The sequence below is a fragment of the Arthrobacter glycogeni genome (assembly GCF_054510815.1).
Map to the genome: position 1 here is coordinate 1 of NZ_JBTNDV010000018.1, position 21369 is coordinate 21369.

23 protein-coding genes and 1 pseudogene are annotated in these 21369 nt (G+C 60.3%); 11 read left to right on the forward strand and 13 right to left on the reverse strand.

The features are described from left to right. Positions 1 to 238 (reverse strand): annotated as a pseudogene (locus ACX80G_RS15795) (HNH endonuclease); the annotation flags it as partial. 301 nt (positions 239 to 539) lie between these two features. On the opposite strand from ACX80G_RS15795, the gene ACX80G_RS15800 reads away from it, so the two are divergent. The 8 genes from ACX80G_RS15800 to ACX80G_RS15835 all read left to right on the forward strand — a co-directional run bounded on the left by ACX80G_RS15800 (position 540) and on the right by ACX80G_RS15835 (position 7421). Then, positions 540 to 755: a Flp family type IVb pilin gene (locus ACX80G_RS15800; RefSeq protein ID WP_459308859.1), complete on the forward strand. Its 216-nt coding sequence runs from the start codon at positions 540 to 542 to the stop codon at positions 753 to 755. Between the two features lie 97 nt (positions 756 to 852). Then, entirely contained in the window at positions 853 to 1227 is a 375-nt protein-coding gene (locus ACX80G_RS15805; RefSeq protein ID WP_459308860.1) for a TadE/TadG family type IV pilus assembly protein, read from the forward strand. Next, the gene (locus tag ACX80G_RS15810; protein ID WP_459308862.1) at positions 1215 to 2126 is read left to right on the forward strand and encodes a pilus assembly protein TadG-related protein; all 912 of its coding nucleotides are present in this window, start codon (positions 1215 to 1217) and stop codon (positions 2124 to 2126) included. Before ACX80G_RS15805 ends, ACX80G_RS15810 begins: the two co-directional genes overlap by 13 nt. A gap of 10 nt (positions 2127 to 2136) precedes the next feature. Further along, a complete protein-coding gene (locus ACX80G_RS15815; RefSeq protein WP_459308864.1) occupies positions 2137 to 2877 on the forward strand; it encodes a Flp pilus assembly protein CpaB in 741 nt (246 codons plus the stop codon). A gap of 224 nt (positions 2878 to 3101) precedes the next feature. Continuing rightward, a complete protein-coding gene (locus ACX80G_RS15820; protein WP_459308866.1) occupies positions 3102 to 4082 on the forward strand; it encodes a CpaE/TadZ family protein in 981 nt (326 codons plus the stop codon). Next, complete coding sequence (locus tag ACX80G_RS15825; protein WP_459308868.1) at positions 4079 to 5548, forward strand: TadA family conjugal transfer-associated ATPase; 1470 nt, start codon at positions 4079 to 4081, stop codon at positions 5546 to 5548. The genes ACX80G_RS15820 and ACX80G_RS15825 overlap by 4 nt, the downstream gene beginning before the upstream one ends. Next, the gene (locus ACX80G_RS15830; RefSeq protein ID WP_459308869.1) at positions 5545 to 6498 is read left to right on the forward strand and encodes a type II secretion system F family protein; all 954 of its coding nucleotides are present in this window, start codon (positions 5545 to 5547) and stop codon (positions 6496 to 6498) included. The genes ACX80G_RS15825 and ACX80G_RS15830 overlap by 4 nt, the downstream gene beginning before the upstream one ends. A 44-nt stretch (positions 6499 to 6542) precedes the next feature. After that, positions 6543 to 7421, forward strand: a complete 879-nt coding sequence (locus ACX80G_RS15835) for a type II secretion system F family protein (RefSeq protein WP_459308870.1) — start codon at positions 6543 to 6545, stop codon at positions 7419 to 7421. A 1-nt stretch (position 7422) separates the two neighbouring features. Here the strand turns inward: ACX80G_RS15835 and ACX80G_RS15840 are convergent, their stop codons facing one another. After that, positions 7423 to 10278, reverse strand: a complete 2856-nt coding sequence (locus ACX80G_RS15840) for an EAL domain-containing protein (RefSeq protein ID WP_459308871.1) — start codon at positions 10276 to 10278, stop codon at positions 7423 to 7425. Between the two features lie 211 nt (positions 10279 to 10489). On the opposite strand from ACX80G_RS15840, the gene ACX80G_RS15845 reads away from it, so the two are divergent. Further along, positions 10490 to 10867: an Hpt domain-containing protein gene (locus ACX80G_RS15845; RefSeq protein ID WP_459308873.1), complete on the forward strand. Its 378-nt coding sequence runs from the start codon at positions 10490 to 10492 to the stop codon at positions 10865 to 10867. A gap of 12 nt (positions 10868 to 10879) precedes the next feature. On the opposite strand, the gene ACX80G_RS15850 is transcribed toward ACX80G_RS15845, so the two are convergent. Then, on the reverse strand, positions 10880 to 11638 hold the full coding sequence (locus tag ACX80G_RS15850; protein WP_459308875.1) for a response regulator transcription factor: 759 nt from the start codon (positions 11636 to 11638) through the stop codon (positions 10880 to 10882). 285 nt (positions 11639 to 11923) lie between these two features. On the opposite strand from ACX80G_RS15850, the gene ACX80G_RS15855 reads away from it, so the two are divergent. After that, positions 11924 to 13591 (forward strand): sensor histidine kinase, encoded by a 1668-nt coding sequence (locus ACX80G_RS15855; protein WP_459308877.1) that lies wholly within the window; start codon positions 11924 to 11926, stop codon positions 13589 to 13591. 7 nt (positions 13592 to 13598) lie between these two features. Then, positions 13599 to 14159 carry a prepilin peptidase gene (locus ACX80G_RS15860; protein WP_459308879.1) on the forward strand — a complete coding sequence of 187 codons (561 nt, stop codon included), beginning with the start codon at positions 13599 to 13601 and terminating at the stop codon, positions 14157 to 14159. 5 nt (positions 14160 to 14164) lie between these two features. Here the strand turns inward: ACX80G_RS15860 and ACX80G_RS15865 are convergent, their stop codons facing one another. From ACX80G_RS15865 to secY, 10 genes are all read right to left on the reverse strand, one after another. Beyond that, on the reverse strand, positions 14165 to 15085 hold the full coding sequence (locus ACX80G_RS15865; RefSeq protein ID WP_459308881.1) for a tRNA pseudouridine synthase A: 921 nt from the start codon (positions 15083 to 15085) through the stop codon (positions 14165 to 14167). 22 nt (positions 15086 to 15107) lie between these two features. Then, the gene (gene rplQ, locus ACX80G_RS15870; protein ID WP_459308883.1) at positions 15108 to 15707 is read right to left on the reverse strand and encodes a 50S ribosomal protein L17; all 600 of its coding nucleotides are present in this window, start codon (positions 15705 to 15707) and stop codon (positions 15108 to 15110) included. A gap of 66 nt (positions 15708 to 15773) precedes the next feature. Next, positions 15774 to 16784, reverse strand: a complete 1011-nt coding sequence (locus ACX80G_RS15875; protein ID WP_299167092.1) for a DNA-directed RNA polymerase subunit alpha — start codon at positions 16782 to 16784, stop codon at positions 15774 to 15776. Positions 16785 to 16951: 167 nt separating this feature from the next. Continuing rightward, positions 16952 to 17353: a 30S ribosomal protein S11 gene (gene rpsK / locus ACX80G_RS15880; protein ID WP_459308884.1), complete on the reverse strand. Its 402-nt coding sequence runs from the start codon at positions 17351 to 17353 to the stop codon at positions 16952 to 16954. A gap of 110 nt (positions 17354 to 17463) precedes the next feature. Beyond that, positions 17464 to 17841 carry a 30S ribosomal protein S13 gene (gene rpsM, locus ACX80G_RS15885; protein WP_459308885.1) on the reverse strand — a complete coding sequence of 126 codons (378 nt, stop codon included), beginning with the start codon at positions 17839 to 17841 and terminating at the stop codon, positions 17464 to 17466. A 175-nt stretch (positions 17842 to 18016) separates the two neighbouring features. Next, positions 18017 to 18130 (reverse strand): 50S ribosomal protein L36, encoded by a 114-nt coding sequence (gene rpmJ / locus ACX80G_RS15890; RefSeq protein ID WP_024475611.1) that lies wholly within the window; start codon positions 18128 to 18130, stop codon positions 18017 to 18019. Between the two features lie 73 nt (positions 18131 to 18203). Continuing rightward, positions 18204 to 18425: a translation initiation factor IF-1 gene (infA, locus tag ACX80G_RS15895; protein ID WP_019481515.1), complete on the reverse strand. Its 222-nt coding sequence runs from the start codon at positions 18423 to 18425 to the stop codon at positions 18204 to 18206. A 203-nt stretch (positions 18426 to 18628) separates the two neighbouring features. Next, a complete protein-coding gene (gene map / locus ACX80G_RS15900; RefSeq protein WP_459308887.1) occupies positions 18629 to 19453 on the reverse strand; it encodes a type I methionyl aminopeptidase in 825 nt (274 codons plus the stop codon). 5 nt (positions 19454 to 19458) lie between these two features. After that, positions 19459 to 20031 (reverse strand): adenylate kinase, encoded by a 573-nt coding sequence (locus ACX80G_RS15905; RefSeq protein ID WP_459308888.1) that lies wholly within the window; start codon positions 20029 to 20031, stop codon positions 19459 to 19461. Then, entirely contained in the window at positions 20028 to 21341 is a 1314-nt protein-coding gene (secY, locus tag ACX80G_RS15910) for a preprotein translocase subunit SecY (RefSeq protein WP_459308890.1), read from the reverse strand. Before secY ends, ACX80G_RS15905 begins: the two co-directional genes overlap by 4 nt. Positions 21342 to 21369 lie beyond the last annotated feature (28 nt).

A 21369-nucleotide genomic window follows, 5' to 3' on the forward strand; every position in this document is an offset into this window, starting at 1 on the left:
ATTTGAGATCCTCCAAGCCACGGAGCTGATCAATCAACCCCGCGGAGGTCATAGCCGGCCTCAGTGCCTTCAAAGCGTCGAGCAACACCCGGGTCCCACCATCAGCGACAGCCCCAACCCCCGGAACACGGTAGGACCCCGGAACGGTGCCGGACCCGGCGCTAAATGCTCCACGTTGAGCCGTCACCGGGAGGGGAAATCCCTTCCAAATCAACGCTGGAGCTGCGCTTCCGTCCATGCAAACATTGTTTCAGGCCCCTCTGACATTCTAAGAAGCTCATGGATGGCGGTCGTGGGACACACCATGGCGGGGTGGGACCTCGGCCACGAGCATCGGGGCTTCCCGCCGTTCTGGCGCAGTTTTAGGCCATTGATTGGTCCATTTTCCGAAGGGTTTGCGCACCAGGGAACAGACTCAGCGCAACCTTTCCACAGGATAGAGAAATCGTTCGTTTTGGGGAGTTTGCTAATGCTACTTTCTACCCAGCGGCGGTAAGGATCCGGCGCATCCGTCTCTCGCATCTCCCCAGGAGCAACACATGGTCTCTCTCTTTGCCACCCTCCACGTCCTCGGCATCAAAGCCACCGAACGCCTCCGCCGCGAAGAAACCGGAGCAACTGCAGTCGAGTACGGCCTGCTCGTAGGTCTTCTTGCCGTCGTCATCGTCACACTGATGGCTGTTTTCGGCCCCCAGCTCCAGGCAGCATTCACTAGCATCCTGCCTGCGGTACCAGCAGCGCCTGCAGCACCATAACTAGCAAAAGTGCGCAAGCCCAAAGAGGTTTGCCATGAAGTGGATGAAGCAGCGGCGTTCGCGTCGCTGCTTCGTCCTTATCGCCTAAGGACATGCCATGCAACGCTTCCGATCCGAGTCAGGCGCGGCCGCGGTCGAATTTGCGCTGGTGGTCCCCGCGTTGTTGCTGGTGCTGTTCGGGATCGTAGAGTTCGGGCGCGTCTACAATACTCAACTGCAGGTCACCTCGGCCGCCCGTGAAGCCGTCCGGGTCATGGCTATTGAGAAGGACGCCGATGTAGCCGTAGCCGCTGCAATTCTTTCAGCACCTGGCCTGCTGCCTGCTCTATCGGCCAGCCAAGTGAGCGTGTCTTCCTGTGACAGCGCCACTGAAACCACTGTCATAGTGACCTATTCGGTGGACTTGATATCCGGACTCTTCGCTGATGCCGTGTCTCTAACCGGGAAAGGCGTGATGCGGTGCGGCGGCTAGGCAAAAACGAGGACGGCGCGATTGCCGTTATGAGCGCGCTCATAATGGTGCTGGTACTGGGGATGGCCGCCCTGGTGATTGACATAGGCCTGGTCTACGCGGAACGTGCGCAACTACAGAGTGGAGCAGATGCCGCCGCCCTCGCCATTGCGCAAGAATGCGCATACCAGAACCAGTGTGACGCGACCCTGGCCGGAGCAACTGCCACGAGTTTGGCAGGCAGTAACGCCAATGACGGCTTTGCGGGTGCGGCGGTCGATCTGACGGTAGCCAATTCCGTCACCGTCCGAACCACTACGCTAACGCCCGACGGCGACTCAGCCGTTCAGTTCTGGTTTGCACCAATTCTGGGCATCGATTCCTCTAAAGTAGGCGCAACCGCTCGCGCATCGTGGGGTAGCCCCTCAAAAGCGACGGTGTTCCCCTTCACCGCGCCTAAATGCCTCTTCGACCAAACGCCGTCTGACCAGGAAATCTGGATTACGGTGAATTCCACTTGCACGGATTCGAGAGGAAAGACGCTTCCGGGAGCCTTCGGATGGCTGGAGGAGGCAGATAGGAAAAGCTGTAGTGCGTCTGTCGACGTTGACCAAATCATCGCAGGACAGCCAGGCAAGAGCGCACCGCAAAACTGCGACATTGATGGGAAAACCATCCTGCTGCCCGTCTACGTTCAGAAGTCGGGCACCGGAAACAACGTCGAATACGTGATCAATGGCTTCGCCGCTTTCTACGTCACCGCCCACAGCTGGCCGAACGACAAGCATCCAGAGCAAGCGGCCGCCGGAATTAGAGGAAAGTTCATCACCTTGGTATCTCTTGAGGATCTGGAGTCTTTCGGCGTCGAAGAACTTGGTGGAGACGAATTGAACGCCTTCTTCGTCACGCTGAGCCAGTAGGAGATACACCGTGAAGAGCCGAGTCATAGGGGCCATTGCCGCTGTCCTGCTAGCCATAATTGGCACTGTCCTGCTAGTGCAATACGTCGGCACTGCCGAGAGCCGAGCTTTGGAAGGAACTGAAACCCAGACTGTTTTGGTTGTACGGGACGGTTTGTCAGTGCCCGAAGGTACTGCTGCCGAAAGCCTCCTCGACTTTGTCAGCGTCGAGTCGGTACCGGCCAAAGTGGTTCCGGCTGACGCGATAGCCACAGTGGAGGAGGTCGCCGGTCTGGTCACGAGTGTGGAATTGGTATCCGGCGAACAGGTTCTGAGCACAAGGTTCATGGATCCGGCCGAGCTTGACGAAGAACAGCGAGTTGAAGTGCCAGAAGGTATGCAAGAGGTCACAATCCTGCTCGAACCGCAAAGGGCAGTCGGCGGACAGATTAAAGCTGGCGACACAGTGGGTATCTTCATATCCCTGGATGGAGGCGGCGAAGTCAACCCTTTGGCGGTGACGTACCTAACGTTACATAAAGTGCTGGTGACGAACATTCAAGGCTTACCAGCGCCGGTTGAAGAAACAGGCACACCCTCGTCCACGCCAATTCCAGCCGGGAGCGTTCTGGTCACGGTGGCTCGCGCTGCCCCCGACGCGGAGAAAATCATCTATGGTCAAGAATTCGGCAGAGTTTGGCTCTCAAAGGAACCGGCGACTGCAACCGAAGATGGCACTCGCCCAGTAACAAGCGACGAGATCTACGAATGAGCCGCTATGCGATCGTCACCACCGCGCCTGACTTTCAACAGCGACTTCAGGACGCTGCATCGGGGGCCCTCGAAGGTGAGATTCATGCCTGGCTCGGATCCAGTTTCCCTTCTGGCGCCCAGGAACTAGTCGACCAGCTTCCAGACCCTCGCCTTCTCGACGTCCTCATTCTCGGACCTGGGGTACCTCTCGACGATGCTCTGCTTCTCGCTGACGAATTCGAGGTGCAGCATCCTGAAGTGAGTGTACTTTTGGCTACAACGCCTTCTCCTACGATTGTCCTTAGCGCCATGCGTGCGGGAATTCGGGACGTAGTTGAGCCCGAAGCTGATGTCGCGGACCTGAGCGTCCTGCTTCATCGAGCAACCCGCAGTGCCGCGATTCGTCGCCGGGCAGCGAGCTTGTCCTCCGGTGAAACCGGTGGTTCGTCGAACGGTCGGGTTATTGCCGTGGTATCGCCCAAGGGCGGGGCCGGTAAGACGACCGTGGCGAGCAATCTCGCAGTGGGGCTCGCTGCCAGTGCTCCCCACGCCACGGTGCTTGTTGATCTCGACCTACAATTCGGCGACGTCGCGAGTTCACTCTCAATCACCCCCGACCATTCAGTAACGGACGCAGTCCACGGGCCAGCCCGTCGAGACACCATGGTGTTGAAGTCATTCCTGAGCGCTCACCCAACCGGCCTGTTTGCCCTCTGCGCTCCGAACCTACCCGACTCCGCCGATCAGGTAACGGGCGAGGACGTGTCCCATCTGCTGGACCAGTTAGCCAGCCAGTATCGTTACGTGATAATCGATACGTCCCCAGGCCTCACAGACCACACGCTTGCTGCACTGGATAAAGCAACCGACTACGTTTTCGTCAGCGGCATGGACGTTCCCAGCGTCCGAGGACTGAAGAAAGAACTTGACGTGCTGCGGGAGTTGGGACTCACACCGATCACTCGTCATATTGTGCTGAACAGCGCAGACCAACGAGATGGGTTGACGCTGGCAGATGTCGAGACCACGCTTGGAGCCAGAGTAGACGTCGTGATTCCTCCCTCTCGGCCGATCCGCGTTTCAACCAATCAAGGATCACCCCTTCTGCAGGGGAAGAAGCGGGATCCCGCATCAAAGGCCCTAAGGAAGCTTCTCCTCCGTTTCGCACCGCCCGTCATCACGAGCACGAAGGCTAAGGGACGTCATCGAGGAGGAAAATCATGAACCTAGCTGAGCGTCTGGAAGCAGCACGTCGACCGGTAGGAGCATCGTCAGCCCCGTTGACACGGGCGGAGCGCACTGCACCGGATCCACAGCGGATCTCAGACGATAAGGAGGCTGCCACGCATGATGCGACGCCGCGCAACAACAAGACGGTAGCGGCCCCCGCCGCGCCAGCGCGGGATGCATTGGCCAAGCTTAAAGACCGAGCCGGAACCATTCTGTTTGAGCGCCTGGGGAACAGGCTGCTCGACTCCGCACTGACGGAGGAGCAACTGCACGCCTTGGTGCAGGAGGAGCTCACCCAGGTGGTCGAAGAGGAGGAAGTCCCCCTGTCGAAGGAGGAGCGCCAGCGCCTCATCCGCGGAGTAAGCGACGACGTGCTGGGCTATGGTCCGCTTCAGCACTTGCTCGACGACGAAGACGTCACCGAGATCATGGTCAACGGCCCGAACATGATTTACGTCGAGCACAATGGGAAACTGACCCGTAGCGGAGTGAGGTTTGCGTCGGAGGAACACCTCCGCAAGGTCATCGAACGGATTGTTTCACGCGTAGGACGACGAATTGATGAATCTTCACCGCTCGTTGACGCCCGCCTAGCTGATGGGTCACGAGTGAATGCCGTTATCCCTCCCTTGGCCGTCAATGGATCATCCCTGACCATTCGTAAGTTCGCTACGGACCCGTTCCAGGTTCACGACCTGATAGGTTTTGGAACGTTGTCGCCTAATATGGCCGAACTCCTTGATGCGTGCGTCAAGGCACGATTGAATATCATCGTCTCAGGAGGCACCGGCACTGGTAAGACCACTCTGCTGAATGTGCTGTCTTCTTTCATCCCCGAAGGGGAGCGAATTGTCACGATCGAAGACGCCGTGGAATTGCAATTGCAGCAGGACCACGTGGTGAGGCTTGAGAGCAGACCAACCAACATTGAGGGCAAGGGTGAGATAACCATCCGGGATCTGGTGCGCAACTCACTGCGAATGCGTCCAGACCGAATCGTCGTCGGCGAGGTCCGCGGCGGCGAGACCCTCGATATGTTGCAAGCGATGAACACTGGCCATGATGGCTCGCTATCCACAGTGCACTCTAATTCCCCCCGCGACGCAATCGCCCGTCTGGAGACCCTCGTACTCATGGCGGGAATGGATCTTCCCCTCCGCGCGGTCCGCGAACAAATTGCCGCAGCGGTCGATGTGATTGTTCAACTGACCCGACTACGCGATGGCACGAGGCGGGTTACGCATGTTACTGAAGTGCAGGGCATGGAAGGCGAGATTGTCACCCTCCAAGACGCTTTTGTGTTTGACTACAGCGCCGGAGTTGACTCAAACGGACGGTTCTTAGGGGCGCCAGTGGCGACAGGGGTTCGACCAAAGTTCACGGACCGGTTCAGAGATCTTGGGATTGAGCTCTCGCCCAGTGTGTTCGGCTCCCCCAATAGCGGGAGGAATGACCGGTGACGCCTGAGCCTCCGATCACACAACTCCTCTTTGGGATAGTGGCGTGCTTCGCGGCTATTGCCTCCGCAATCTTCCTTGTTCTCATCCCCCGCAAACCGCGCAACGCATTGAACCGGACCAAGACAACTGCGACCCCGTCATCTATCCAGCTAACGCAGTTGGCGTCCCTGACGACCGGTGTGGTGGATAGCCTCCTCAAAAACCGCAACCTCATGGCAGGGATCGCCGGAAAGCTTGAGGACGCCGGATTGAAAATTCGCCCCGCCGACTTCGTAGTGCTTACAGGTGTGGGCGCGGTACTTGCCGCATGCATCGGCTTGATTCTTTTTGATCCCTTCGTTGCCATCCTGCTCGCCATAGCCGTGCCTATTCTGGTGAAGGTTGGCCTCGGTCTACTCACGACGCGTCGGCGGAAGCAGTTCGCCGATCAGTTGGACGACACTTTGCAGTTGTTGGCTGGCGGGCTAAGGGCTGGGCACAGCCTGCTGCGTGCCATCGATGCTGTCTCAGCTGACTCGGAGGCACCTACGACCGAGGAGTTCACCCGGATCATCAATGAGACCAGACTAGGTCGAGACTTGGGCGACGCGCTCGACGATGCAGCGGGTCGAATGAAGTCTGAAGACTTCTCCTGGGTTGCTCAGGCAATCGCTATCCACCGCGAGGTGGGTGGGAACCTCGCGACTGTACTCGATCAGGTGGGGCAAACCATCCGGGAGCGAAACCAGATCCGTCGTCAGGTGGAATCGCTTAGCGCAGAGGGCAAGCTGTCAGCTTATATTTTAATGGGGCTTCCATTTGCGATGGCCGGGATCCTTATGGTTGTCAGCCCGGGCTATATGAACCCCCTTTTCCAGCACCCTGTTGGATATCTAATAATGGGGATTTCGGCAGTCCTGCTTCTTGTGGGAGGCCTGTGGATGAAAAAGGTTGTCTCCTTCAAATTCTGAAGTGTCATCGAATGTAAGTCGGGAACTCGGGAAGAAAAAATAACATGCCACTCACCACGCTCCTCGGAACTTTGGCGATCGCCTTGGCATTGCCGTTGCTCGGGTGGTCTCTCGTTGGCCAGCGGTCGCCTCACAAAAAAGAGATTCAGGAAAACTTGCGTCGGGGAATCGCGAGGGAGACGAAGGCGAAAAAACGTACGAATGGCAAATTGGAAGCAGTTGCGGGAAGGTTCACGCCGGATCGGCTAGTAGCCAAGCTCGACCGTCAGTTGGCCCTTGCTGGGCGTCCGCCAAAATGGCCTCTCAGGCGCCTCATAACCGCGAAGATCATGCTGGTTTCAGCAGCGATCATTTTGAGCTTTCTTTACGTCGGCAGTGCACCTTCCCCTAAGAGCCTGCTTCTGGCAGTCGCTGTTACGGCCGTCGTCTACTTTGTCCCAGACCTGCTGGTCTACAGCAAGGGGACCGAGCGGCAAGCCGCCATCGCATTGGAACTTCCCGACACTCTGGACCAAATGACGATTGCGGTGGAAGCTGGGCTTGGATTCGACTCGGCCATGGCGCGCGCAGGTCAAAACGGGAAGGGTCCGCTCGCAGCGGAGCTCGTTCGTACCCTCCAGGACATGCAACTAGGGATGGGGCGACGCGACGCCTATGTTGCTTTGCTCGCCCGGACGAAGGCTCCAGACCTTCGACGCTTTGTGAATGCAATTGTGCAAGCCGACCGATACGGCATCTCAATTTCCAGTGTGCTTCGGGTTCAGGCAAGCGAGATGAGATTGAAACGGCGCCAGCGGGCCGAAGAGAAGGCGATGCAGATTCCGGTCAAGGTGCTGTTCCCGCTGATGGTCTGCATTCTGCCCGTGCTGTTTATGGTTTTGCTCGGGCCCGCGGCAATCAACGTGTTCGAAACCCTCGGCTGACCTACCGCGTAGCCACCCGTGCGCGGTGCCCCGCAAACCAGTCCGGAACTTGACCCGCTGGCATCGCCGGGGACCAGAGGTACCCCTGGGCGAACTGCACCTGCAGGCGGGCGATTTCGTTCAGCTGCTCACGCGTCATTACCCCTTCGGCGACCACCCGGAGACCCAGTGCCCGCCCCATCGCAGCGATCGCCTCCACAATGGGACCGGCATCCGCATCGTCCCCGCCGAGACACTCGGTGAAGGATCTGTCGATCTTCAGGGCAGTGACAGGGAAGCGTTTAAGATAGCTCAGCGACGAGTATCCTGTGCCGAAATCGTCGACGGCTATACCTACTCCAAGGCTCCGCAACTTCGTCAGGGTCTTCAGGGATTGATCTGCGTCATCCATGAGCACTGACTCGGTAATTTCCAGCACCAGGGCGTGTGGTTCAATTCCTGCGGACCGCATCGCCTCAGCGACGGCGTCATGAAGCCCCGGGTCCTGAAGCTGCCGCGCCGAAAGATTCACCGCAATCCGCCAATTAGCGGCATCAGGAACATCGGTCCTCCAACGCTGAATCTGCCGGATCGCCTGATTCAGCACCCACAGTCCGATGGGCACAATCTGACCAGTTTCTTCGGCAACGGGAATGAACGAGTCGGGACCAACCAACCCATGCTCGGGATGCTGCCATCTCAGCAGCGCCTCAAATCCGATCGGCTCACCGCTCGCCACGTCCATCACCGGCTGATAATGGACCTCCAGCTGGTTTCGTTCAATAGCACGCGGGAGTTCGGATTCCACCGCCAGGCGCAGCTTCGCCTGCCGGTGCATTGCCTCGTCGAAGACGATTGCCTCCTTCAGCCCGCCTCCCTTAGCCCGATACATGGCGGCGTCGGAGTTGCGGAGCAGAGTCTCCGGGGTATCGCCAGAACGGGAAATCGCGATGCCGATACTCACATCAACAAATACCTCCCGCTCCAATAGCTCGAAAGGGGCTTGTACGGCGGCGCGAATCCGGCGGGCCAGCTTCTGGGCGCTGTCTCCAGACATGTCCGCGCACACAATGACGAACTCGTCACCGGCAAAGCGCGCCAAGGTGTCTTCCGGTCGCACGGCCGCCAACAATCGCGCCGCCAACTGGACCAACAGGCTGTCCCCGGCAGCGTGACCCAGTCCGTCATTGATCACCTTGAAGCGGTCGACGTCGAGGAACAGCACTCCCACCTGGGTACCTCTCCCCTCGCAGTCGACAATTGCCTGCTCGATACTCTCCGCCAGGAAGGCACGATTGGCCAGACCTGTCAGCGGGTCCTGGAACGCTAGCCGTTCCAAGGCTTGCTCCCCGAGCTTCCGTTCGGTGATATCCAGCGCAGTCCCCCGCATCTTGAGGGGCTCGCCGTCGTCGTCACGTTCAAGCGTGGCCCTCGCAAAGATCCAGCGAAGACTCCCATCTGGTAATTCCACGCGGTAAGTGAAATCGGTCGAGGTGCCGTGAGCCAACAGACCCTGCCAGATCTGGCTCACGCGGTCCCGATCATCAGGATGGACCGCGTGCAGCAGCGGCCCCCTCATGCTTTCCGAGGTCACCGGCAGCCCGTGGATCCTGCAGTACTCGTCAGACCTCCAGACCCGGTCGGCCAGCACATCCCACTCCACCGAACCGACATGGGCCATCTCCTGCGCAGCGGCAAGGCGATCCCTCTCCAGCTCGGAGGCGGCGCGGAGCCTGTTGATCTCGGAGACATCCCGGGCGACCGCCGACGAACCGACCAACAAACCCGACTCGTCATACATTGGTGACAAAGTCAGGGAAATATCCAGCACGGTTCCGTCTTTGCGCATTCCCTGGACTAAGTGGCCATTGACCGGTTCCCCACGCCGGAGCCGGTCGCGCAACTCCTCGTCCGGAGCGGATCGCTCCGCCGGCGAGAGCATGAGAACGCTTCTGCCAATCGCTTCCTTGGCCGAATAGCCATATATCGTCTCAGCACCGGCATTCCAGCTCGTAATAATTCCGTCGAGTGTCGCCCCGTTGATGGCGTCGTTGGAAAACTGAACCAGGGACGACAGTCGACCCATTTCCGCTTGAGCCTGCTGGGACTCGGTGATATCGGTAGACACATCGATGACCGCAACCACCTCCCCGGCCTCGCCATACAGGGGCGTCACGGTGGAATGGACCGCCAGCCGGTTGCCGTCGCGGTGCGTGGCCCAATGATCCCCCGCCCACGGCTCGCCGGCTGAAACCTGGTCGATAATGGCGGATGCTCTGGAGCCGCTCTCAAACAGAGCAAGATCGGAGAAATGGCGACCAACCGCGTCCTCTGCACGCCACCCCAGCATGTGAACTGAGGCATTGTTCCAGTAGCTGATTCGGCCATTCAGGTCGATAGCAATAACCGATTGCCCGACGGCGTCCAGCAGGGACGCCTGAAAGTAGACTTCCTGCCGCCCAAGCACTTGCGTCGTGATGTCCACGTGAGTGATGACCAGCGCCCCGCTGGCATTCCTACAAATCCGGGAACGGAGCCAACGCTCGCCACCTCGCAACGGGTACTCGAAGGCTACGTTCTGTTCCTCCCCCTCCAGAACCGCAGCGAGGCCCCGACCGATCCGCATCGCAGCCGCGTCCCCGTTGCTGACCGCCTCCTCACACGCCGAGGTATAAGACATGCCGGCCCTAAGGACAGGTGAGACTTCACCGAAAGGTTGAACAAATCGCTCCCACTCCCGGTTAACCGCGGAAATCATGCCGTCGACGGTAAGGACTGCCACCGCGACTGGCAGCGCATCGAGGGTCTCGCTCAATCCTGCCTGTGCCCGGCGCGCAAAATTGCCGTCGGTCGGGACCGAAGAGCGATGGGGGGTCATCATCACAGTTTAGGCCACCACCACCGCCCAACCCTGATCAAGCGGACCGCAAAGCCGCAGCTTTTACGCAGGGTACGGAGAGCTATCGCCCGCAAGTGGACCGATGGACGTATCCTCGGGGAATGAACCCCGGAAACTACGCCGTGCGTAAGGCGGTGACAACGATAATCACGGTGGCGGACCCGTCCGCACTACAAGTACAGTGCTGCCCGTGATTGATCCGCCGAGGAGGCGGGTCCCCCTCGTCGACCAGAACACCCTCCGGGCACTGGGTGATCAGCTCGAGAACCCGTCGGCCGTAACCTCGTTTGTCGCGGACTTCATCCACGTGTGGGACGAACGATATGTGAAACTCGCTGATACGGTGAGGCGCCGCGACCGTGACGCGGCACTGGAAGCTGTACTGAGCGTCCGAACCACCTCCACGATGGTCGGCGCCGCTCGACTGGCCAGCCTGGCAGCGAGCCTTGAGGAACTGATTCGCCTTGATGACCTGGATGAGGCTGTCGACGCGCTGCCGTTTGTCCAGGCCTGCGGTCTCCAGACGATCCGCGAACTCGTGCTTTGCTCCAAGTCCTCCCGCGAATAGGCTCGACCTGGACTAGTCCCGTTTGGGCGCCAGCCGGTACCCCACCCCGCGGACAGTCAATAGCCACTTTGGCTCCCGGGAGTCCTCCCCCAATTTCCGGCGAAGGTTTCCCATATGGACCTCCACTGCGCGCTCGTCGGCGTCGCTGATGTAGGCATCATCCCGGTAGTGGTGGCCCCTCACTACCCGCACCAGATTCGCCTTGGTGCGCACCGATCCGGCGCTGCGCAGCAGATCATGCAGCAGATCAAACTCGCTGCGGGTCAGGCTGAGCTTGTCGCCCGTCAGCGTCGCAGTCCGGGTTTCGTGATTCAGCGCCAGACCGTTGTGCTGCAGCACTCCCGGCTCGCTGTCGTCGGGACTGGTCGGGGCCGGTGGGGTAGCTGAGCCCTCGTCCTCGCCCCTGGGCCGGCGAAGCATCGCAGCGACCCGCGCTCTCAGTTCCCGGGGACGAAACGGCTTGGTGATGAAATCATCGGCACCAGACTGCAACGCTGTGAGGGTATCCAGTTCGTCCGTGCGGGCGGTCAGCATCAGCACGTAGCAGTTGCTTCTCTGTCGGATCCTGCGGAGCACCTCGTACCCGTCGATATCCGGGAGCCCTACATCAAGGGTGACTATTGCCGCGTTGTACTTGCCCACCAGTTCAACACCTTCGCGGCCTGAACCCGCCGAATGAACCTCAAATCCCGACTGGGTGAGGACTGCATCAACCAGGTTGCGCACGTCAGCATCGTCTTCGATAACTACTGCTACTCCGGGATCGCTCATATCTCATTCCCTATTTATCGCTCGTCAGGCTGCGAGGCCGTTGCGCTGATTAAGGATCCATCCTCCGTATTTCACCATACGTTTGTTCAGTTCCCTAGCATACTCGTTGATCCAGTCAGGTCCTTTTCGCCTGCCAGTTCCCATGTCGGCTTCGCATCAATTCGCGAAACTTTTCGCTGGGTGGTAGGCATTATTCCTGAGCGGGAGATAATGGGGCCATGCACCTCTCGCGGCATGGGGAAGCCGATAATCGAATACTCTCGCATTGGTTCCGGAAGGTTGACTGTGCCTGAGCAGTTCTGGCTGCTCGCAACCGACCGGTTCGGGCGCCGTCTAGGGCTGCGCGGACGAGCGGCAATGTATCAATTGCCGCTCGCGGTTGCTGTTGCCGTTATCGCCGGAACTGCACCGCTACTGAATCCGGAGCTGCTCCACAGCAGGCTTTTTCTTTCAGGATTGCTGTTGCATGTTGTCCTGTTCGCGGGATGTCTGATCATTCCGTGGCAGCGCTTACCGGAGGCTGCGATCCTTGCCATTCCGATCCTGGACTTCGTCGCCATTGGCCTATTCCGGAACGGTGCTGTTGATATCCTTCCGGGACTGGGCGCTCTTGCCGCTTTTCCGGTGATCTGGCTCGCCGCCTCGGGGCTAATGCCGGTGATTAGCGGAATCCTGACCTTTGTTGGACCATTTGTCATTGTGGCTTTTCCGCAGCTGATGGCCTTCAGCACTACCTACTCGCTTCTGGTGGAGACGCTTTTGCTGCCCACCATGGCACTTGCCCTTTTCCTGATCGTGCGGGTCTTCGGGTTACAGGTGCGCATGCAGCGGTTGGAGCTGGACCGCAAGGCAGTGGAAGTGCTTCAACTTGAGGCCGAGGTCAGCGTCCGCGAACGGCTGCTGACCGCCATTCTGGACACTGTCGACGTCGGCGTCCTCGCCATCGATACAGAGGGCAAGGTGCTGCTGACCAACCGGCAGCAGCAACTGTTCCAACGGACTACTGCGTCGCCCGAGGACTGCTCCGAGCTCAGGTTCTCCGGCAGCAAAGGCTCCGCGCCGCTGCCCGCAGCACGGCACCCAATCCGCCGGGCAACTGATGGCGAGTCCTTCTCGAATAATCTGCTCTGGCTCAGTGATGGCGAGTCCCAACGCGCGGTATCGACTGCGGCCCGGCCCATGACTGATCTCGGCGGCGAGTTCACCGGCTCGGTGATCGTCTTCAACGACGTGACAGACCTGGTGAAAGCGCTGACGGCCAAGGAAGACTTCGTCGCCAATGTGACGCACGAATTCAGCACCCCGCTCACCTCTATCCTTGGCCATCTTGATCTCGTCCTTGAGGCGCCCGACACCCTCACCCCTGCGGCTCGGGAATCGCTGAGTGTGGCCCGGCGGAACGCTGAGCGGCTCTCCATTCTGGTGTCCGACCTGCTCTCGGCCGCATCGGCATCGATGAACCTGCAGGCCAAGCCGACAGAGCTGTCGGAGTTACTGACCTCCCGGTTGCGCTCTGCCCGAACCCACGCCGAGAACGCCGGAATCAACCTGGTGTCGGAGGTGCCGGAGCGACTGTGGGCCATCGCCGACCCCCTGCGCATGGGCCAGGTGGTGGACAACCTGCTCTCCAACGCGATTAAGTACTCGCCCGACGGCGGGGACGTCACCATTAGGGCGCGTGCTGGCAAGGACATGGTCCTGTTGGAGGTGGAGGACTCGGGGATCGGCATGACCCAGGATGAGACGAAGCTGATCTACGGGAGGTTCTTCCGTGCCCACAACGTCCGCGAATCAGCTATTCCCGGGGTGGGGCTGGGCCTGGCCATCACCAAAGCCATTGTCGAAGGCCATGGCGGCACGATTCAGTGCGCTAGCTCGCCAGGAACCGGCACGAAGTTCACCGTCACCCTCCCCACCTCCGTATCCCGCGCTCCCGCCTCCGCCGGTCGATAAGCCGCTCATGAAGAAACCCACCGTCAGGGCCCTACCAGCCCCCGTGAAGGTGCTGGCCGCTGGGCTGGCTATCCTGCTCAGCGTGGTGGTCCTGTGGCGGTTCGGGTGGGCTCCGGAGACACCCGCGTATCTGCTGCTGACGGTCTTTGGCGTGGTGCTGGCGACGATTGACCTGCGAACCCGCCTGTTGCCGAATGCGCTGCTGCTGCCATTCGCGGTCGCTGCGGTGGTCCTGCTGGCATTGGCCTGCGTTCTGTCCAGGGACTGGGGCCGGCTGGGCGAAGCAGCCATCGGTGGTGCGGCCATGTTTGGCCTGTACCTTGTCCTAGCTCTAGTCTCACCGGGAAGCCTCGGCATGGGGGACGTGAAGCTTGCAGCAGTGCTCGGCCTGTATAGCGGCTATGCCGGAATGACCGCCTGGTTGGCGACGACGCTGGGCGGCTTTGTCCTCGGCGGCATCGTCAGTGCGATGCTGCTCGTCCTGACAAAGGCGTCGGCGCGTTCGGTCTTCCCTTTCGGCCCCCCGATGATCCTGGCCTGCTTCGCCGCCCTCATGGCCTTCGGCTAGGACCGTCATTCCCGGACTCGGCCGTCCCGTCGGGCACGGGTTTCCTCCGCCCGGGAACCGATGGCATGGTCGTCGGGGTACCGGACTTCCTCGAGCACCAACGGGTGTGGGGCGGCCAGCACCGAACGCGCTTCCTTGTTGCGGGCATGCAACCGTTCGAGCAGCCAGGCCGGCTCCTTCTCCCCCACACCCACCCGCAAAGTAGAACCAATCAACCCGCGCACCATGTTGTGGCAAAAAGCATCGGCTTGTACGGTCGCGGTGATCACTCCCCCATCAGCCCGCTCGAAGTCGAAGCGTTGTAGCTCGCGAACTGTCGTCGCTCCGGGCCGGGGTTTGGCGAAGGAGCGGAAGTCCTGCAGCCCGAGGAGCCGCAGGGCGCCGTCGTTCATCCGGTCAACCTGCAGCTCCTCGGGGTGCCACAACGTGACGCCTCGGGTCAACGGGTCCCGGAGCTTCAGACGGTCGGCGATCTGGTAGCTGTACCGGCGCCACAGTGCGGAGAATCGTGCGTCAAACCCCGGAGGCGCCAGGGCCACCTTGAGGACGACGACGGCGGGAACCTGGTGCCGGCGACGATCGGCCTTTTCGAGTTCCCGGCTGATCGTGGCGCCCAGCCGCCGCTGCATTGCCATTTCGGACGATAACTCCTGACCGCGTCTGAGCGCGTCCCACTCCCCCGGGGTGACGTCCACATGAGCTACCTGGCCGCGGGCGTGCACCCCAGTATCGGTTCGACCGGCGACGGTTAGCCGGGCCGGACGCCTGAACAACGTCTCCAGTCCGGCCTCGATAACCCCCTGAACCGTGGGTAGCCCGGGTTGTAGTGCCCACCCGGAGAAGGGCCCGCCGTCGTACGCCAGATCAAGGCGCACACGCAAAAGCCCCCTGTCCTCATGGAGGACAGCGGGCTTTTGGTCGGTCATGGTGCTAAAGAGGGCGGAAGAATTACTTCTTGCCGTCGTCCTCGGTGGTTCCTTCTTCGACGACAACAACCTCATCGGCGCCGGCCTCGGCGCTGATGTTGGTATCCTCAGCAGCGACGTCGTCGGCCGAAGGAGCCGACTCTACGGAATCCGCCGACTCAGGCGAGTCCGGTGAATCCGCCGACTCAGGCGAGTCCGCCACGACCGGCGCTGCGTTGACCTTTGACTGCTCAGCCTCGGCGACAACCGACTGCTTCGCCGACATTGGTTCGAGGACCAATTCGATGACTGCCATCGGAGCGTTGTCGCCCTTGCGGTTACCGATCTTGGTGATGCGGGTGTAGCCACCTTCGCGGTTTGCAACGGCAGGAGCAATGTCGGTGAACAGCTCGTGGACGATGCTCTTGCTGCTGATGACGCCAAGGACACGACGGCGTGAGGCCAGGTCGCCCTTCTTTGCGAATGTGATCAGGCGCTCTGCGTAGGGACGGAGCCGCTTCGCTTTGGTCACCGTGGTGGTGATGCGCTTGTGCTCGAACAGTGAGGCGGCCAGGTTGGCGAGCATCAGGCGCTCGTGCGCCGGACCGCCTCCAAGACGTGGGCCCTTTGTTGGTGTGGGCATGATTGTTTCTCCTCTAAGTGGTCCCGTCCGCCGCTTTCCAGCGGCAGACGGGTCTTTCTAACGTTGTTAGAGCTCGTCGTCGCCGTATGCGGCGTCGTCCTCTTCGATGGCTGCTGCGCGGGCCGCAAGATCGAACCCTGGAGGGGAATCCTTCAGGGACAGACCCAGCTCGACGAGCTTCGCCTTGACCTCATCGATGGACTTGGCACCGAAGTTACGAATGTCCATCAGATCAGCCTCGGACCGGGCGACGAGTTCACCCACGGTGTGGATGCCCTCGCGCTTGAGGCAGTTGTACGACCGGACAGTCAACTCCAGATCTTCGATCGGAAGCGCCATGTCGGCTGCCAGGGCAGCGTCGGTAGGCGACGGACCAATCTCGATACCCTCGGCTGCGGTGTTCAACTCGCGGGCGAGACCGAACAACTCCACCAGGGTGGTACCGGCCGAAGCCACTGCATCGCGGGGGGCGATAGCGTCCTTGGTTTCGACGTCCACAATCAGACGGTCGAAGTCGGTGCGCTGCTCAACACGAGTCGCTTCGACCCGGAAGGTGACCTTCAGGACCGGCGAGTAGATCGAGTCGACCGGGATGCGCCCGATCTCAGAGTCACCGGACTTGTTCTGGGACGCCGACACATAGCCGCGGCCTCGCTCGATGGTCAGCTCAAGCTCGAACTTACCCTTCGAGTTCAGGGTAGCAATGTGAAGATCAGGGTTGTGGAACTCGACCCCGGCTGGCGGTGCGATGTCCGCAGCGGTAACGACGCCGGGACCTTGCTTGCGCAGGTAGGCAACGACTGGCTCGTCGTGCTCGGAGGACACCGCGAGGTTCTTGATGTTCAGGATGATCTCAGTGACATCTTCCTTGACACCCGGCACCGTGGTGAATTCGTGCAGCACGCCGTCGATGCGGATGCTGGTAACAGCCGCACCTGGAATCGATGAGAGCAGGGTGCGGCGGAGCGAATTTCCGAGGGTGTAGCCGAAACCGGGCTCCAGCGGCTCGATGACGAACCGTGAACGGTTATCGGCGACGACTTCTTCAGTCAGGGTGGGGCGCTGTGCAATAAGCACTTACATTTCCTTTCAGGGAGCATCCGCTATATGACGCAACACAAATGGTGGAAAGGGACAGCTAGCAAGCAACGCTTATTAGCTTTGAGGTCGGTGTCGAACGCCGCCCTGCGTGAGCCCAGGTACTGGGACCTGACACAGGGCGGCATCCGCACCGGGAAAGCTAATTAGACGCGGCGACGCTTCGGCGGCCGGCAACCGTTGTGAGCACTGGGGGTGACATCCTGGATGGAGCCAACCTCAAGGCCGGTGGCCTGCAGCGAGCGGATTGCCGTTTCTCGTCCTGAGCCTGGGCCCTTAACGAAAACGTCGACCTTCTTCACGCCGTGTTCCTGTGCACGCTTTGCGGCGGCTTCAGCAGCCATCTGCGCGGCGAACGGAGTTGACTTGCGGGAGCCCTTGAATCCAACTTCACCAGCGGAGGCCCAGGAGATAACTGCGCCTGAGGGATCCGTGATGGACACGATGGTGTTGTTGAACGTGCTCTTGATGTGCGCCTGTCCGAGCGCGATGTTCTTCTTGTCCTTGCGACGCGGCTTACGTGCCGCTCCACGAGTCTTGGGGGGCATTACTTCTCCTACGAAAGGTGATGGGTGAGGTGCCGGGCCTGTATGAGAGGCCTTGGCGAAGTTGCTTGATGCGACGAGCGCTAGCCGGTCACTTCAAGGGGCAGCCAGAGTTAGCGCGCGGCCTTCTTCTTGCCTGCGACGGTCCGCTTTGGACCCTTACGGGTACGCGCGTTGGTTTTCGTGCGCTGTCCGCGCACTGGAAGACCACGGCGGTGCCGAATGCCTTCATAGCTTCCGATTTCCACCTTCCGGCGAATATCGGCGGCTACCTCACGGCGGAGGTCACCTTCGACCTTGTAGTTGACTTCGATGTAGTCACGCAGCTGCAGCAACTCCGCGTCACTGAGGTCCTTGACGCGGGTGTCCGGGCTGATCCCGGTTTCTGCCAACGTCTTGTCTGCACGGGTCTTGCCCACGCCATAGATATAGGTAAGCGCTATCACTACCCGCTTTTCGCGGGGAATGTCTACGCCAGCGAGACGTGCCATAGTGGCGGTTCTCCTTTGGTGTTACTGGAGGTCTGAAACAGAGCGGCCTGCTGAGAAACTCAGCTCCCCGGCCTCCGTGCCCGGGGGTGTGCTCCCTCAAAACGGGGGAACTGCTCTGCTTGTATGGGTTTACTGCTGCTGCGTGTGGGCTGTACTCCTCGGTAAGAGAAAGACGTTAGCCCTGACGCTGCTTGTGGCGCGGGTTTTCGCAGATCACGAGTACGTTGCCCTTGCGGCGAACCACCTGGCACTTATCGCAGATCCGCTTGACGCTCGGCTGGACCTTCATGGTTTTCCTTTGCGTTGTTTGCAGATTGTGCTGTAACTACACTCCCTACCCTGAGTCAGGATGGGAGAATTCCTTATTTGTAGCGGTAGACGATACGGCCTCGGGTGAGGTCGTAAGGGCTAAGCTCCACTACTACCCGGTCCTCCGGGAGGATCCGGATATAGTGCTGACGCATTTTTCCCGAGATGTGGGCGAGGACAATGTGTCCGTTGGCCAGCTCAACGCGGAACATCGCGTTGGGCAGAGCCTCGTTCACAGTGCCTTCAATCTCAATGACACCGTCTTTCTTGGCCATATCCTCCGCTAACGTCGATGCCCACCACTTTCGCGGCGGACGGTTGGGATGGTGATCGTTGGTCTACTTCCACCGCAGCAACAGATCCGGGTCACCAGATCGTGCACACGTCGGCACCCTAAATGGGCACAGGAGTAGAGACAACCAACAGCCAACTCTACGCTACGAGTAGGGAAAAGTTAAATCTTTCAGGTCCGGAGGACCTAGGCCAGCGGAACGGGCGTGACACCGAGGGGCTGAAGCTTCGCAGCTCCCCCGTCTTCGGCGCTCAGCACCCAGATGCCGCCGTCGTGCACCGCAACCGTGTGCTCCCATTGGCATGCTCGCTTGCCGTCGGTTGTGACCACTGTCCAGTCGTCATCCAGCAACGTTGTCTCAAGGCTGCCGAGAACTAGCATGGGTTCGATCGCCAGACACAGGCCTGGACGGATCTTCGGTCCGCGGTGCCCGCTCCTGTAGTTGAGAACGTCCGGCGGCTGGTGCATCGCTGTGCCGATGCCGTGCCCAACATAGTCCTGCAGGATGCCGAGGGGGTCGCCGTCGAGCCCCGAAACGTAATCGTCAATGGCGTTGCCGATGTCCCCAACATGCCGGCCCCCAGCAAGGGCGGCGATGCCGTGCCACATGGCTGACTCAGTCGCATTGGAGAGACGCTGATCTTCGGACCGGACACGCCCCACAATGACGGAGCGAGCGGAATCGGAATGCCACCCATCCACGATGGCCCCGCCATCGATGGAGAGGATGTCTCCGTCCTGCAGCACATAGTCACCAGGAATGCCGTGAACCACCTCATGGTTCACTGAAGCGCAGATGGATGCGGGGAACCCGTGATAGCCCAGGAAGTTGGACGTCGCACCGGACGCTTTCAGGAGGCCGGCGAACACCCCGTCCAGCTCCCGAGTGCTCACGCCCACGGCTGCCGCCGCGACCGCCTCGTCGAGGGCCGCAGACAGAACCAGCCCAGCCTGCCGCATGGTACGCATTTGCTGATTGGTCTTGTACTCGACTTTCGACTGACGGAACATCTAAATTACCGTGAACCGTTCAGGGCAGTGACCACGCGCTCAGTCACCGTGTCGATCGCACCGATGCCATCGACACGCTTCACGATGCCGCGTCCCTCGTACTGGGAGACAACGCCCTCGGTCTGCTCGTGGTACAGGTCCAGACGGTGCCGGATGACCTTCTCATTGTCATCACTGCGACCGTCGAGCTCCGCACGGCCGGTCAGCCGGCGCACCAGCTCCTCGTCCGGCGCCGTCAATTGCAGGACAGCGTCAAGGGCGAGCTCGTTCTGGGCCAATATCTCGTCCAGTTCGGTAACCTGCGCGGCGGTGCGCGGATACCCGTCAAGAAGGAACCCCTCCCGGACGTCGTCGTCCTTGAGTCGATCCCTCACCATTGAGTTGGTGACACTATCGGGAACGAAGTCTCCCGCGTCCATGTATTTCTTCGCTTCCAGGCCCAGCGGGGTTTCGTGCTTCACATTGTCGCGGAAGATGTCACCGGTGGAGATGGCGACGACGCCCAGCCGCTCGGAGATTCGTGCTGCCTGGGTGCCTTTACCGGATCCGGGAGGTCCGATGATGAGCATGCGTGTCATCGCAGTAACCCTTCGTAGTGACGCTGCTGAAGCTGAGCGTCGATCTGCTTCACCGTTTCGAGTCCAACACCCACCATGATGAGGATTGAGACACCGCCAAAGGGGAAGTTCTGGTTTGCGTTGATCAGCACGAGGGCGATCAACGGGATCAGTGCGACCAGGCCCAGATAGATCGCGCCAGGAAGGGTGATGCGGGACAGCACATACTGCAGGTACTCAGCCGTTGGCCTGCCTGCACGGATGCCTGGAATGAATCCGCCGTATTTCTTCATGTTGTCGGACACCTCATCCGGATTGAACGTGATTGCTACGTAGAAGTAGGTGAAGAAAACGATCATGGCGAAGTAGAGCGCCATGTACAGCGGGTGGTCACCGTTCGCGAGGTAAGTGGTGATGAAGTTGACCCATTCCGGCGGCGGCGTCTGCCCATCGGTCGGGGTGTTGAACTGAGCAATCAGGGTGGGCAGGTACAGCATCGACGATGCGAAGATCACCGGGATGACACCAGCCATGTTGACCTTGATCGGGATGTAAGTGCTGCTTCCGCCGAGGGTGCGGCGCCCCACCATGCGTTTCGCGTACTGCACCGGGATTCGCCGTTGAGACTGTTCAACGAAGATCACCAACGCGACAACCACCAGACCGATGGCAATGACAGCCAGGAACACCGTCCAGCCTTGGGTCCGGAGGATCTCACCTAATGAGGTGGGGAACCCTGCGGCGATAGCCGTGAAGATGAGCAACGACATGCCGTTGCCGACGCCGCGCTCGGTGATCAGCTCACCCATCCACATGATGAGGCCCGTGCCTGCAGTCAGGGTGATGATAAGCAGGAGCACGGTGATGATGCTGTCGTCGGGGATGATCGGCACCGGGCAATCCCCTAGCAAAGCGCCGGATCGCGCCAGCGAGACAAGGGTGGTGGCGTTCAACAAGCCCAGGGCGATGGTGAGGTAACGCGTGTACTGGGTCAGAGTGGACTGCCCCTGCGCGCCTTCCTGGTGCAATTCCTGGAACCGCGGGATGACCACGCGGAGAAGTTGGGTGATGATGCTCGCAGTGATATAGGGCATGATACCCAACGCGAAGATAGACACCTGGAGGAGCGCGCCACCGCTGAAGAGGTTCACGAACTCGTAGAGGCCGCCCTCCGTATTACCGAGCTGCAAGCATTGCTGAACATTGCCGTAATCGACACCCGGTGCGGGAATGAAGGCACCCATCCGGAAGATGGTGATGATTCCAAGCGTGAACAACAGCTTGCGCCGCAAGTCTGGCGTCCGGAAAGCCCGGCCAATAGCGCTAAGCAAGCGTCCTCCTGAGGGTCTTGGTGTCCAT

Bases quoted from the DNA above. Each gene is read 5' to 3' on its own strand.
- ACX80G_RS15800 (WP_459308859.1), top strand. From the start codon at position 540: ATGGTCTCTCTCTTTGCCACCCTCCACGTCCTCGGCATCAAAGCCACC.
- ACX80G_RS15805 (WP_459308860.1), top strand. From the start codon at position 853: ATGCAACGCTTCCGATCCGAGTCAGGCGCGGCCGCGGTCGAATTTGCG.
- ACX80G_RS15825 (WP_459308868.1), top strand. From the start codon at position 4,079: ATGAACCTAGCTGAGCGTCTGGAAGCAGCACGTCGACCGGTAGGAGCA.
- ACX80G_RS15835 (WP_459308870.1), top strand. From the start codon at position 6,543: ATGCCACTCACCACGCTCCTCGGAACTTTGGCGATCGCCTTGGCATTG.
- ACX80G_RS15840 (WP_459308871.1), bottom strand. From the start codon at position 10,278: ATGACCCCCCATCGCTCTTCGGTCCCGACCGACGGCAATTTTGCGCGC.
- ACX80G_RS15850 (WP_459308875.1), bottom strand. From the start codon at position 11,638: ATGAGCGATCCCGGAGTAGCAGTAGTTATCGAAGACGATGCTGACGTG.
- ACX80G_RS15860 (WP_459308879.1), top strand. From the start codon at position 13,599: ATGAAGAAACCCACCGTCAGGGCCCTACCAGCCCCCGTGAAGGTGCTG.
- ACX80G_RS15865 (WP_459308881.1), bottom strand. From the start codon at position 15,085: ATGACCGACCAAAAGCCCGCTGTCCTCCATGAGGACAGGGGGCTTTTG.
- rplQ (WP_459308883.1), bottom strand. From the start codon at position 15,707: ATGCCCACACCAACAAAGGGCCCACGTCTTGGAGGCGGTCCGGCGCAC.
- rpsK (WP_459308884.1), bottom strand. From the start codon at position 17,353: ATGCCCCCCAAGACTCGTGGAGCGGCACGTAAGCCGCGTCGCAAGGAC.
- rpsM (WP_459308885.1), bottom strand. From the start codon at position 17,841: ATGGCACGTCTCGCTGGCGTAGACATTCCCCGCGAAAAGCGGGTAGTG.
- rpmJ (WP_024475611.1), bottom strand. From the start codon at position 18,130: ATGAAGGTCCAGCCGAGCGTCAAGCGGATCTGCGATAAGTGCCAGGTG.
- infA (WP_019481515.1), bottom strand. From the start codon at position 18,425: ATGGCCAAGAAAGACGGTGTCATTGAGATTGAAGGCACTGTGAACGAG.
- map (WP_459308887.1), bottom strand. From the start codon at position 19,453: ATGTTCCGTCAGTCGAAAGTCGAGTACAAGACCAATCAGCAAATGCGT.
- ACX80G_RS15905 (WP_459308888.1), bottom strand. From the start codon at position 20,031: ATGACACGCATGCTCATCATCGGACCTCCCGGATCCGGTAAAGGCACC.